Genomic DNA, 13,977 nt, shown 5'->3' with positions numbered 1-13,977 from the left:
AGAACAAAATAAAAGGCGCTATATGCGCCATTTATTTTATGGATTTATTTCTTTTGGTCATTATTACCAAACAGTGGTCCCATTCCGCCACCGCCGCCGCCAAATTGCTTTTGCATATTGCCTAATGAACGCATCATTTTGCTCATACCAGATGGATTCGCAAATTTCTTCATCATTTTAGCCATTTGCGCTTGTTGCTTAATGAGTTTGTTCACTTCAGCAACATCCATACCACAACCTGCCGCAATACGTTTTTTACGACTTGGGTTCATTAAGTCCGGATTACGGCGCTCTTTAACAGTCATTGACTGGATAATCGCTTCCATCTTCTTGACTTGTTTTTCAGGGTTCGCTTGCTCAATCGCTTGCTGAATTCCTGCACCGCTCATGCCAGGCAACTTGTCTAAGAAGCCCATCATGCCGCCCATTTTTTTCATTTGTTCAAATTGCATCAGCATATCTTCAAAGTTGAAGCTACCGCCTTTTTGCAATTTTTTCGCCATTTTTTCGGCTTTTTCTTTGTCGATTTTACGTTCAACTTCTTCGACTAAAGAAAGTACGTCACCCATGCCTAAAATACGTTGAGCAACACGATCCGGATGGAATGGTTCTAAGGCATCAAGCTTCTCGCCCATACCCAAGAACTTGATTGGCTTACCAGTAATGGCACGCACAGAAAGCGCTGCACCACCACGTGCATCACCATCAGTTTTAGTAAGAATCACACCAGTAAGTGCTAAAGCATCATTAAATGCTTTTGCTGTATTTGCAGCATCCTGACCTGTCATGGCATCAACCACAAACAAAGTTTCAGTCGGCTTAACTGCTGCATGCAATTCTTTAATTTCATCCATCATTTCTGCATCGACATGTAGACGGCCTGCCGTATCGACAATCAATACATCAGCAAATTGGATTTTTGCCTGTTCAATTGCACGATTAACAATATCAATTGGCTTTTCTGAAGGATCTGAAGGAATAAAGCCTGCACCAACTTCATTTGAAACAGTTTCTAACTGTTTAATTGCTGCCGGACGGTAAACGTCGGCAGAAACAGTCATTACTTTTTTCTTTTGACGTTCTTTTAAGAAACGTGCCAGCTTGGCAGCAGTTGTGGTTTTACCTGCACCTTGTAAACCAGCAAGTAATACTACAACAGGAGGTTTCGCACTTAAATCAAGTGTTTCATTCGCCTCACCCATCATCTTGGTGAGTTCGTCATAGACAATTTTTACAAATGCCTGGCCTGGTGATAACTGAGTCATCACTTCTTGGCCCAATGCCTCTTCCTTAACTTTCGCGATAAATTCACGAGTTACAGGTAACGCGACATCGGCTTCAAGAAGTGCCATACGTACTTCACGTAAGGTATCTTTAATATTGTCTTCGGTCAGCTGCCCTGAGCCAGTAACATTTCTTAAACTCTGTGTGAGTCGTTCTGTTAAGGTATCAAACATTGCAAAATCCGCTTAAAATGGCTAGTTGCAAAAAAATCTTTCTCGAAATAGAAAATTTATGCATAGAATGCTATAGGATACTTTAGTTCGCAGCGAATTTATATCTTATATAGATGAATTAATCCTGAAAAAGGTTTGACATGATTAGCCTCCCCTTGGTTTATACAATTTTGGCACTCATCGCATATACCACTTCTTTCTGGTATCTGTTTATTCGTTTAATGTCAAAACGTGAACCAAACTCATGGTTATTTGCTTTTGTTACTATCTTGGCATTAGTACTGCACGGCACAGTTTTATGCGATGCCATGCTTACACCAGCAGGAATTAACTACGATGTATTTAACCTGATGTCTTTTACATCGGGGCTTATGTTATTGTTAAGCTTAATTTTTAGTACTTTCCGCCCTATTCTGCCGTTAAACTTGTTAGGCATTCCTGTCGCAGCTATTGGTCTTATTTTAGGGTTTGCCTTTAGTCGACCAGATCAATTTATTGAACAGCATTCGTTAGGACTTGATACTCATATCATTCTTTCGCTTTCTGCCTATGCAGTTTTACTGATGGCAACCATACATGCGATCTTAATGTGGTTCCAAAACCGTGAACTCAAAAAGAAACAAAAAAAACGTTTCTGGGTCAACTTACTACCGCCGATTCAGGCGATGGAATCTTTATTATTTGACCTAATCATTACTGGTTTTATTTTATTAACGATTGCGCTTACATTTGGTTTTTTAACAATTGATAGCTTCTTTGCTCAGCATCTCGCTCATAAAACCGTATTTAGTATTATTTCTTGGTTTATCTATGGCTCATTACTGATCGGCCATTACAAACTTGGCTGGAGAGGCCAAAAAGCAATTCGTTTTACCTTAATGGGTTTTGTACTTTTAGCGATTGGATTTATCGGCAGTAAATTTGTACTTGAGATGATCTTAGGGCGCTAGAGAAATTAAAATTTAATCGATACTAGACAGCGTTATACATATCCCGTATAACGCTGTTTTCGTTTTACTCAGGTGACACAGACTGTGAAACTCATACTCGCTCCAATGGAAGGTTTAACTGACCCGATCATGCGGGATACACTCACATCTGTTGGTGATTTCGACTGGTGTGTGACCGAGTTTATTCGCGTTACAGACAGTATTTTGCCAGACCACATCTATTATAGTTTTTGTCCTGAACTAAAAAATGACGGTAAAACGGCAGCTGGTACACCTGTTCATGTTCAATTCCTAGGTAATAACCCAGATATGCTGGCAGCAAATGCAGCAAAAGTTGTTGAATTGGGTGCACCTGCAATCGACCTTAATTTCGGTTGCCCTGCAAAAACCGTTAATCGACATCGTGGTGGTTCAGTCCTTCTTGATGAGCCAGACGTGGTACATCTGCTGATTAAAGCAGTGAGAGATGCTGTACCTGAAGATATTCCTGTTTCAGCAAAAATGCGTTTAGGTTATCTCGATGAAAACCATACAATGGAAAATGCCCACGCTGTTGAAGATGCAGGTGCCAGCTGGTTAACTGTACACGCTCGAACTAAAGCAGATGGGTATACACCACCAGCTTATTGGGAAAAAATTCTACCTATTAAAGAAGCTTTAAAAATTAATGTCATTGCTAACGGTGAAATCTGGACCAATGCTGATGCTAGAGCTTGTCAGCAACAATCTGGTTGTGAAGACTTAATGATTGGCCGTGGTGCGGTAACGACTCCAGATTTAACACAATGCATTCGCCAAAATATGGATGAAGCTTTATTTAGTTGGGAACAACTCGTTGACTTACAAATTCGCTTTTTAAACGGTCAAGCAAAAACAGAAATTGGCATGGTTGGTCGTTATAAGCAGTGGTTAGGCATGATGACCAAAGCCTATCCTCAAGCGAAAGAATTATGGGACCAAGTGAAACGTATTAAAGCTTTAGATGAAATTGTTCAACAATTAGCACACACCAGATCAGATACTATTTAACTCGCTATAACCTTAAAAAAAAGAGGGCGATTGTTTTCACAACTGCCCTCTTTCGTATTTCAGGTTAAGCTATTATTCTTTTTTAAAAGCCGCTTACTTTCATTTTAAAGTCAGTTACAGAAACGCCAGTGACACCAAAACTCCCCATAGAACCATTAGATAAATTATTAAACGTTGTTGTATTTTGAGTACCCATATTCCCTAAAGTGACATTATTAAGTGAAGCATCAAATTTGCTAGATGCGCCTGTATTCCCAAAAGTTAATCCAGTTGGATCAACTCCTGCATAAAAACCATCTAATACAAAACCAGTTGAGGTATTTGTTCCTGCAAACTTAAACCCAAATGTAGCACCTGTATTATCGGACACTAAAGTAATTGGACAACCCGTAGCAGCAGAACAAATAGATTGAATTGACCCACCAAATTTAACCATAACAGACTGGGCCGCATGACCCAGTTGAATGTTTAAACGGGGTTTATTGGTTTGTACAAAGTTAATATCAAGATTTCCACTAGAACGAATGATTTCTTTTACACCCGTATTTACTGTCGTTCCCGAACTAAAAATTGATTTGGGTGCATAACTTGTTAATGCATAATCGGATGGACTAGATAAAGAGGTACTTGGGGCTAAATAAACTGAAAAAGGTAGAAGTCGAATTCCGTTTACATCATTTCCCATAGATATAGCTAAATTTAAAAAAGGATTTCCACTCCCAGCATCGGTATCCATTGCAATATTAAAAGAAGGATTACCCGATACAGCAGCTTTAATAAACTCTATACCAGGAACTGGGTTAGTAGAGTTTCCAGCAATGACAAAACCAGCTTTACTGTTATAAGAAGTTGAAGCAATACCATTAGTATCAATAAGTGCGACTTGATTAAATTTAACTTTATCGGCCTGAATTCCTAAAGTTAAGCCATTTTGACCCGTCGCTGCTGCAAGGCTTTGATCATCCAAAGGTTGCATTGCAAATACACTTGAACTACTGGCAAGTAGTAGCCAGAACCCTATATTTTTATTCTTCATGTCGCTCTAATCCTTAAGAGACAAACGCTTATTATTTGTTCAGACTATCAGAATAATATTCAAGTACAAAGCAATTATCTCTATAACCCGACGAATGCAAATCCAATCACACTAAAATAAAATTTATATAAAAAAGTGACGATAATCGTCACTTTTATTTATTAGTTAAAGGCCCCATTTCTAGGCACAATACTAAAGCTACTATTTAAACGTCCACCAGTAATTGCAAGCTCACCTAAACGTGCTCCAGCTCCTGTTGAAGGCGGATAGAAATTAATATCTTTAACACGTAATGCGCCGTCAATACTCTTATCAGGGTTAAAATAAACCGCCGTATTTACGCCAACTTTACCTAAACCACTTGTTGTATCTTTACCCACAACCAAAGAACTATTAAACGCTAGCTTTCCTGTAATATTGTCAAAACCAATTGCAGAACCATCAATCGGATCACTAATTTGAACTGTATTTCCAGTTGCTGTCGCAGGCACTGTGAAATCGCCAAGTACAGTTAAAGCACTACCATCTGCAATTGAACTGTTTGGCACAATTGATAAGTTAAGATCGCCACCTAAACGGAGTTTTAGACCAAATAACACATCATTATTTTTTGCAAAATTATCAATAGGTGAAGTACATGAACCCGTCGCTGGACAAGTTTTATATTTAGCCCCTGGTAGATAACCAGCTGCAATTTCTGTTGATAAAGCAAGTAGCATCTCTTTTAAACTAATATTAAGACTGCCATTTTCTAAACCAATACTTCCATTGCCTTTGAGGAACATATCGATATTACGTAAGCCCATGTAGTAATCAGTAGGACTACCACCATTATTAGCATTTGGAGAACCATCAATTAATAAAATTGAGGTTGTTTTAGTTCCAGTCGCATCACGTCCCGTAGTTCCAGCAGCAATACCAAAACCTAAACGCGAAGTCGTTCCAGATGCAGCTACAGCATTTCGAATAGGCTTACCATTTGCATCTTTTGTATAGTAATAAGCACTATTTGCTGGTGCATCTAAACCATATACAGCAGCGTTAGCATTTAAGTTATAAAAAGGTAATGCTAAGCCCCACTGGTTATTCGCACCATTGTCTGCAAACTGATTGGCAGCGGCAACATTCGCACTTGTCGTAAAACGACCGCGTCTTGAAAATGCTTGAAACTCTGCTCCACGCATCGCAAGAATTAAGCTAAACGGATTAGTGACCGTATCACGGTGAATGTTATGTTGGTAATCAGCAGCTGTTGTTAAAGTACCCGACCCTAAACGAATTGCATTTAAAGTCGCGTTGTTTGGCATTAATAATGTTTTTGTATCAGCAAGATTTAAATAAATATTTCCGCTGTCAAAATAACCGCGCGTAGCGGAGTTAAGGCCTGTTAAATTACCAAATTCGAAACCATAAGCATTCAGACCTGCTCCACCAATTTCTAAAGTGGTTGCTTTGCCATCTGAGCCCAACATTGAGTCATTGTCTTTAGTGAATTCACCTTTCATACGAAAGGCAATCCCAGAATTACCTAAAATACTATTACTTGAGCCCGTACCCGTAGCAGTATTTGCTGTACCTAATATTGTTGTATCTGATGTACCATCCATGCCACGGACTTGTAAATAACTATTTACCATACGTCCGCTAGCACCTAAACGAATCAAACCTTTCGCATTTTGGGGACTATTGGTTGCATCTAAAGCATAAGGGTTAGTTTTATCCACATTAGAACTTAACATGACCTCAATATTCAGGCCTGAATTAGTTACTTTTCCACTACTATCTACATATGTTCCTGCTGTTAGACCAGAAGCTGAATCTGCTACACGGTTAAAATCAACATAACCATAGGTACTATTTGGGGTTTGCCCTACACTAGCAACGTTATTTCCAGTATTCGTCTGTAAAACTAGGCCACGAGTTGGGTCAATCAGCATGGCTCCTTTACCGACAAAATTAAAGTTAAAATTTCTTAAAATTAACTGATTTAGCTGACTACGAGCATCTAATTGTCCTAAATAAATATTGGCATTATTAATACCAAGCGTCATGCTTGACTGACTATTTGCATTAAATAGACCATCTTGGGTTGTAAGTGCCAAATTTAAAGGAGAGGTCGTTTGAATAGCCAGCTGCCCCATTGTTGGTGAACAAGTAGCAGAGGTATTACATACTTTAAAACTATTTACAGTAATGAGTGATGGACTGCTTTGCATAGAAAAGTCGAGTCCAGTTTTACCCGTAGTTGGGTTACTCCCTACATCTAAACGGTAATTTGTACTTAAAGGCTGACTAGATGCATTACTTTTTTGAACTTTTATCCCGCTCGCTTGCGCTCTTAAGACCTGATCTGCACTACTAGGTGTACCTGCATGGTCATCCCAGTAAGCATTATCAATATTGATTTCATTAAACGTCGTTTGAATCGAAATCCCATCTTGCCCATTAACAGCACTCATGTCAGCATCTGTTAAAGCCTCTAACGCAAAAACATGTCCGCTCACTAACAACATGCTGGTTGTTAATGCGTTTAAAATAAACTTTGAGCTGTGATTTTCTTTATTTTTTTTCATCACTTCAGTTCCTTTGAAATCTACATTAACCCTTAACAACGAGGATGGCTACCATCACAACTAAAGACCATGACTTTTCCTTGGATAGCCAAATTCCCATTCATCATCAAGCCCATAAAACCAGTTTCACGTCCATGGTCATACGCCGATGGTGTTGCAGTAGCAACTTGCTGGTTTGCACTATTAGCAGTGGCCGCATAAGTTGGTTTTTTGAAATATGCATAATCATACATATTTGCACTCGACCCTTGCGCTGTTGTTGAGCTGGTAAAGTTATCTTGCTCAATTGATAAGGCATTAAAACCAAAGTTACGAATTAAAATTGGCTGTGCTGCACTAAAACTAAGCTGAATAGCAGGCTTAATCATTTCAGTATTATTCTTATCCAAATACTTTAAATCAGCGCCATCCAAACCCATCTTTTGAATATTTAAAGTACCTTGTACGCCTTTAAATACAAGCCAAAGTTTATTACCACTATCACTATTTTCGGCCCAACCACTTGGTTTGGTCGAATCTGCTTGTACAAAACGCTTATTAATTGCCAAGCCAATATGGCAAAACTCTACGTTCTCACAGACACCACCACTACCATTGTCAAATACACCGTTAGCTGTCTGGTTTAAATTGAGCATTAAAGATAAATCAGCACCCGCCTGACCATTAATCGCCTGTAATGCTTCATTATCTAACGTTTGTAGCTCTGCATGAGTCACTGTTGCACAAAGAGCAAGGAGTAAAGCAGTTATTTTTTTCATCGCGTTACCCTCCTCTTATAGACCTTTAGTTGTCAGTTTCAAGTGTTGGATTAAAACACCGTCGATTGAAGCGGATCCCAAGTTATTTAAAGGACTAATGTTAGACAAAGCTGGAGCTTGATTAGCTGTAGGAATAACGTATCCAGTTGTGCCATTACTACTACCAATTAAATCGTTGACGACAGCATTTCTTGAAGTCAACCATGGAATAGCAGAGTTAGTCCAATCACGATTCGAAGTAGCTCCATACATTGGCGTCGAACCCGATGTACTCGTACATCCTAAAGCACCAGAACAAGTTGTTGCATCAGCTGGTTTTGGCGTTGGATTTGTAATAACCCACGCACCAGTTCCTTTGCTATATTCCCATTGATATAAATATCCTAATGTTTTATAACCACAGTTAGAATTAAACAAACCACAACTATATTCTTGTTTCCATGTCTGGGTATTCTGTTGTCTTTGTTTAAAACGGACCTCTGTCATTGTGGCGGAAGTAGTACCAGATACTGAATTAGTCATTGATACCAAACTACCGGCAGAAGTCCCAGAAACTTGCGTACCTGTTGAAATTAAACGCCCAAAGGAAACGCCAATTGCACCTTCGCCGGTATTTGCTAACAAGGTTTTTCCATTATCAGGACTATATACGGTACCAATCGTAATACTACTATGCGTAGGGTTAACACATGAATAAACGTTACACGTAGAACCTTTGTAAGTCGTGTCAGCACCAGTGTAATCAGTATAAATCTGTTTATATATTTCTGGTTTATTTGCAATTCGAGCAATTTCAATACTAAAGTTTTTGCCGTCGGAACCTAAAATAAGCGGTTGATATAAATTACCTAATACTAAATTAATATTTGGATTGTAGAGATATAAGCCTTCACTATCAGCAAACTTCGGTGCTACAGCGCCTGCAGAGTCAAATGCAGGTGTATATAAATTGTTTGATGCATTTGGTGAGTCTGAAGTTTCACGGGTACTAAATCGCAATACCTTATTTGTATCATTAAAGGCAATTCGTGTTTTATTCGATGTTTTTGTATCTGTTCTAGTTCGATTTTCTACATAGTAACGGCATCCACGAGAGGTACTAAAACTCCCTGTGCCACTGTTACCACAGTCTCCAGTACTACTTGCACTTAAAGTTGAGTTTGCACCCGCATGTACTGTTTGCCATCCATTATTACTACTTGTAGCGTATGTCTGCGTTTGACTCGTAACATTTTCAGTCACAATACTGGTATTTTTGCTATCACCCGTATTTAAGCGAACTAGTCCAGACATTCCTAACGTATTATTATAAAAAGGACTCATTCCTCCAGCCGTAGTTGCACCACCTAATGTTTGGAACATACTAATCTGGCTACCATTTAAACTAAAGCCATTTAGAATGCCTTGCAAACGTAATCGGTTAGCACGAGTTGTATCAATACTGGTACCAATTAACCCGTTATTATTACCATATTGAAATTGGGCTAGAGAGCCATTTGTTGTAGCGACAACATTGGGATTACGTACAAATGCATCAGCCCATAGCCCTAATTTTAAATTATATGCATCAGCTCCCTCTGCCCCATCAATTAATGGTTGATATAGAGGAGCTTCTAAAGATAAATACGTTACTGGGTAAACACCGCTATCTGTTGTACTAAAATTAGGAACATTGGTCGCAGTTTTTACTTTAAATATCCATGGATTGGCTCCTGTGCCCCAACTTGAAATCGCTGCTGCAGCTGAGGTGTTAGCAATACGCGAATTTGCATCGCCATCTGACTTAGATAATGCTAATCCATAAAGAAATATGTCTGCTTTACCTACTGCGCGGTCTTCTGGTCCAACAGTGCCATTACCACTTGTATCAGCCGCACCAACACTCAAAGGCCCTACGGGTACATAGTTAATATAACCTGTATCTTTACTACGATCGGTAATAATTTGATTTACAGATTCATTTGGACCAGCGCCACGAAATACCATGAATGTATTTTGTGGTAATATTGCAATACCTTCGCCTATAGTTTCACTTAAACCAGCATCAGAAAGTTCTTCAAGAGCAAAGCTTGACTGACTTAAAAAAAGTCCAATTAAACTTGCTAAAACGGTTTTTTGAAACCTTACCGTATAATTAAGTGTAGTCATCGTGACCTTCCTGTTTTATACGATGCCACGCACCATATTTCTTTTTCTTTAACAGTCCTTGATGTGAGATTATTTCCTTTTTCATCTCACAAGGGGCAAACTTTTAAAAATTGCCAACCTTTCCACATTTCCATTATGCTGAATATTTACTCAAATGCAAAATTAAATAAATAAAAACTCATTTTTCCGATAAACGAGAAATAAGAGATGCATTTAACAGAATTTTAAAGAACCATAACAGTTAGCTGAGAAGTTTTGTTTTTGAAGCACTACATTAGTTAAGGCCATAGAAGCTGGTGTTTTCCCTGTTAAATCAACAGTTCCAATAGGAAGATTACCTGCTAAACAGTTTAATGCTAATGCTCCACATTTAACAGGATGTGTTTCTAGATAAGAACTAACTTGTCCCAAGGCATCAGTAATTGTAGCTAATGCAATATCAACATTTCCCGTAGGAGTAATTTGTCCAATATCAATTGGGTTTGTAAGCTCTAGCCACCATCCTGTTTGTGCCGTTGAGGCTGCCTCTGGCCATAATATATTTACGCCCTGTACGGAGAGATAACCAGCAGAGCCATTCAGTTGAGCAGCATGGAAATAACCCAGACTTTGTTTAATTGCCACATTTACATCAAGATTATTTACTGTTCCAGTTACATCACCCGAAATCGGAACAGGAATACCCAGCACTGAAGCAGTTGCATCTAAAGTCCCCGTAACTGCAATCCCTCCAACCCTTGCTGTTGCATTCAAATTAGCTGTATTAATACGCTTACCCGTAATAATTTGTTGCCCCATAGACAATGTTCCACTACCTGCACCTAAATTTAGATTATAGGCCGTAGATGTAAATGGAAGTGTTGCTATGTTACCTATAAATTCTGCCCGTCCTGTAATTGCAGTTCCGGTTTCATCTTGGGTAATACCATAGTAAGGATTCGTAGTTACCGTACCTCCAGTTGGTTTAGTTACCATATATCCACTTAATGAATTAATACCACTAGCAGCATCACCATTTTCTAAACCAAAAGTAAGTAAACCCGAAAGTGACTTAGCACTTAACCGAAAACCTTGGATCTCACGTGTAGAAGCTGAATCTGGATTTTTAACAGCAAATTCTAAAAATGGATTGGTAATAATAGCGGAAGAAGAAGCACGCTCAGTACTAGTACTATCTACCGTGCCACCACTTAAACTCAAATAATCAATATCGATGTCACAGGCACCAGCGCCATTTACCCCACCACAACCTAACTGTAATTTTTTAATATTGGCATTAAGTTCTAATTGGGCATCTAATGCAAGTCGGTAAAACCCCATATTTCCATTTGAACTTGAGTTACTTGCAGAATCTGTAGGCGCAATATAAGACATACCCATTAAAGCTTGGCCACGAGTTGCTGATAGTTCAGCATCTGACATAGGGACTAGTGTAGAAGCAGCGTAAGCTGAAGAAAAACATAAGCTTCCGAGAGTTAAAAGTGCTACTCGAAGAGACGTAAACTGTCGCATGGCCGACCTCCGTATCCGTGGGGGCATAATCCTATTTAATTTCTTTTTATTTGGCCTATCTGCATTTGATAAATATTTAACTAAACATTATCAAAGAGAGCCTATATCAACCACATTTGCCTTTAAATTCTGTGATGCAGAACAAAAAACAAATCAATTATTGATCATATTATATCATTTTTTACAAAAGGAAACTGTCGTTTATCATAATTCCGATAAACGCTTCTCAAAAAAATTTTATTTATAAAATTGGGCCACCTAAGTGACCCATTATTTTTAAAATCTTTTCATCGAGGAAAGATTAAGTTTTAGGAAGCGTAACACCTGTTTGACCTTGGTATTTACCACCACGGTCTTTATAAGAGGTTTCACATACTTCATCACTTTCAAAGAATAGCATTTGTGCTACGCCTTCCCCAGCATAAATACGTGCAGGTAAATTTGTCGTATTTGAAAATTCTAACGTAACGTGACCTTCCCATTCAGGTTCTAATGGAGTCACATTTACAATAATACCGCAACGAGCGTAGGTCGATTTACCTAAGCACACTGTTAACACATTGCGAGGTATACGGAAATATTCAATTGTACGCGCTAGAGCAAATGAGTTTGGCGGAATAATACAAACGTCAGACTCAATATCGATAAAACTTTTGTCATCAAAATTCTTTGGATCGACAATTGCAGAATGTACGTTTGTAAAAACCTTGAATTCACGGGCACAGCGTACATCATAACCATAGCTAGAGACCCCGTAGGAAATCAACTTTTCACCATTTTTATCAAAACGGACTTGATTCTCTGCATAAGGTTCAATCATGCCGTGTTTTTCGCTCATCTCGCGAATCCAACGATCAGACTTAATGGCCATGTATTTTCTATCCAAAAGGTAAATTCATTGATTTCGACGTACTTTAACTTAAAAAACCAATTATGAAAACAACACAGAGCTACTCAAATAAATAAGAATAGCTCAGCAGTACGTTTAAAGGTTCAGTAAAGCAGAATAACTAATTGGAATTGAAAAGCTGACCAATACAAGTGAAGCGGTTTTTTGCAAGTTAGTTTGATTTAACCAACCCACTTTCTTAGAAGCTAAAACCGATCCCAAGAAAATCCAGAACAATGCAATTGGGGTAATAAGCGCTAAATAAGCCATCATATGAATTAAATAAATATGAAAATTACTCCATGCAGCTACCGGGAAAATTGCTGAGGCAAAGAGTAAGGCTTTTGGGTTTAATAAAGTGGCGCAGAATAACTCACGAGCACGAATCGTTGGCTGATTTAATTCAACTTCTTGATTTGCCGTATGCCATAACTTGATGGCTAAGAAAATAATATAGCAAGCGCTCAATAGCTTTAGAATAGGCGGCAGCATTGGTAGTGTGCTAGACACTTTTCCAATCAGCATTCCCCATGCAGAAATAGAGATTACATAACCCAAAACTTCTGCTGGAATAAGTTTTACTGACTTCCTTAAACCCACTTGTACTCCTGAAGAAGCGAGCAGAGTATTGGTTGGGCCTGGAGTAAGTAAAATTGTGGCTACTAAGCCAATAAAAAGCCATGAAATCATTGAATGACCTCACAATATAGTCATCTCAGATTAATAGATATCCTGTCACAAGGCAAAAGGTAATTGTAAGACAAAGTATTTCAAGTTATTTTCAAAATAAAAATAAAGTATATAAAAACAAATATTTATAAAATTACCACATAAAGTCGAGAAGAAAACTTTACGGTCAGTTGTTATACTTTTCAAATAGATTCTGAGTTAAGTAACATAACTATTTTTATTTTAAGTCTATTTTTCCATCAAAAGTCTTTATAATAAAAAATATATAGCACTGGTAAGTTTAAATTTTAAGCTTTTAATAAGTTTCAATTCATATATTGTTTCTGATTTTTTATATAGAGCATCGCGCTTTACTACCCTTAATGATTATGGCAAAGCATTTTTTTCAATCTTGGCTTCCCTCCCCCGAGAAAGTTTCAAATATGAAATTTCTAAGGATTTTTGGTAAAAAGACTCTTAATCCTGTGCTTTGGTATGTCAATCGAAAATCAATTACCCGAGCTGTTTTTGTCGGAACTTTTTTTGGTTTACTGCCTATTCCTTTTCACAGCGTATTTATTGTGATGGCTGTATTACTATTCGAAGTAAATTTACCAATTAGCTTGATGCTCGCTTGGTTAAGTAACCCGCTTACATTAGTTCCTATTCTATATATCGGTTTTTGGTTCGGTGCTCATATTTTTCATGTGCATATGATTAACAAAGAAATGTTACTGGGTGTATTGCATCAGATTTCTCGTTGGATTACTCATTTCGGCCATGGCCATATTGATTTTAGTCTTGCGAAAATCTTGATGACTGGACTTGTTGTAGAAGCTTTTGTATTTGCTGTCATTTTATATATATGTACAGAAATTTTCTGGCGCTGGATGGTTGTTAAAAACTGGAAAAGTAGACATCGTCAAAAGAAGCAAGAAGAGGTTTTATAAAATTTT

At 38.1% G+C, this 13,977-nt stretch carries 11 protein-coding genes; 3 read left to right on the top strand and 8 right to left on the bottom strand.

The window, feature by feature from the left end:
- Nucleotides 1-44 precede the first annotated feature (44 nt).
- Nucleotides 45-1,457: a signal recognition particle protein gene (gene ffh / locus WBW42_RS12275; RefSeq protein ID WP_032056908.1), complete on the bottom strand. Its 1,413-nt coding sequence runs from the start codon at nucleotides 1,455-1,457 to the stop codon at nucleotides 45-47.
- A 140-nt stretch (nucleotides 1,458-1,597) separates the two neighbouring features.
- Between ffh and WBW42_RS12270 the strand changes: the two genes are divergently transcribed.
- Both WBW42_RS12270 and WBW42_RS12265 read left to right on the top strand, forming a co-directional pair.
- On the top strand, nucleotides 1,598-2,407 hold the full coding sequence (locus WBW42_RS12270; protein ID WP_002120294.1) for a cytochrome C assembly family protein: 810 nt from the start codon (nucleotides 1,598-1,600) through the stop codon (nucleotides 2,405-2,407).
- Between the two features lie 84 nt (nucleotides 2,408-2,491).
- Entirely contained in the window at nucleotides 2,492-3,436 is a 945-nt protein-coding gene (locus WBW42_RS12265; protein ID WP_068938183.1) for a tRNA dihydrouridine synthase, read from the top strand.
- Between the two features lie 82 nt (nucleotides 3,437-3,518).
- On the opposite strand, the gene WBW42_RS12260 is transcribed toward WBW42_RS12265, so the two are convergent.
- The 7 genes from WBW42_RS12260 to WBW42_RS12230 all read right to left on the bottom strand — a co-directional run bounded on the left by WBW42_RS12260 (nucleotide 3,519) and on the right by WBW42_RS12230 (nucleotide 13,042).
- The gene (locus WBW42_RS12260) at nucleotides 3,519-4,472 is read right to left on the bottom strand and encodes a DUF6160 family protein (protein WP_032056910.1); all 954 of its coding nucleotides are present in this window, start codon (nucleotides 4,470-4,472) and stop codon (nucleotides 3,519-3,521) included.
- Nucleotides 4,473-4,633: 161 nt separating this feature from the next.
- Entirely contained in the window at nucleotides 4,634-7,045 is a 2,412-nt protein-coding gene (locus WBW42_RS12255) for a DUF6160 family protein (RefSeq protein WP_032056911.1), read from the bottom strand.
- Between the two features lie 32 nt (nucleotides 7,046-7,077).
- Complete coding sequence (locus WBW42_RS12250) at nucleotides 7,078-7,803, bottom strand: DUF6160 family protein (protein WP_032056912.1); 726 nt, start codon at nucleotides 7,801-7,803, stop codon at nucleotides 7,078-7,080.
- 15 nt (nucleotides 7,804-7,818) lie between these two features.
- Nucleotides 7,819-9,951 carry a hypothetical protein gene (locus WBW42_RS12245; protein ID WP_017481297.1) on the bottom strand — a complete coding sequence of 711 codons (2,133 nt, stop codon included), beginning with the start codon at nucleotides 9,949-9,951 and terminating at the stop codon, nucleotides 7,819-7,821.
- Between the two features lie 213 nt (nucleotides 9,952-10,164).
- Complete coding sequence (locus WBW42_RS12240; protein WP_005071030.1) at nucleotides 10,165-11,463, bottom strand: type 2 periplasmic-binding domain-containing protein; 1,299 nt, start codon at nucleotides 11,461-11,463, stop codon at nucleotides 10,165-10,167.
- Nucleotides 11,464-11,764: 301 nt separating this feature from the next.
- Nucleotides 11,765-12,334, bottom strand: a complete 570-nt coding sequence (gene dcd / locus WBW42_RS12235; RefSeq protein WP_002120290.1) for a dCTP deaminase — start codon at nucleotides 12,332-12,334, stop codon at nucleotides 11,765-11,767.
- Between the two features lie 114 nt (nucleotides 12,335-12,448).
- On the bottom strand, nucleotides 12,449-13,042 hold the full coding sequence (locus WBW42_RS12230) for a LysE family translocator (protein ID WP_005071033.1): 594 nt from the start codon (nucleotides 13,040-13,042) through the stop codon (nucleotides 12,449-12,451).
- A 362-nt stretch (nucleotides 13,043-13,404) separates the two neighbouring features.
- On the opposite strand from WBW42_RS12230, the gene WBW42_RS12225 reads away from it, so the two are divergent.
- The gene (locus tag WBW42_RS12225) at nucleotides 13,405-13,971 is read left to right on the top strand and encodes a DUF2062 domain-containing protein (RefSeq protein WP_017401861.1); all 567 of its coding nucleotides are present in this window, start codon (nucleotides 13,405-13,407) and stop codon (nucleotides 13,969-13,971) included.
- Nucleotides 13,972-13,977 lie beyond the last annotated feature (6 nt).

The sequence above is a fragment of the Acinetobacter sp. LT1 genome, assembly GCF_059800965.1.
This window is presented reverse-complemented; position numbering and strand designations above follow the sequence as displayed.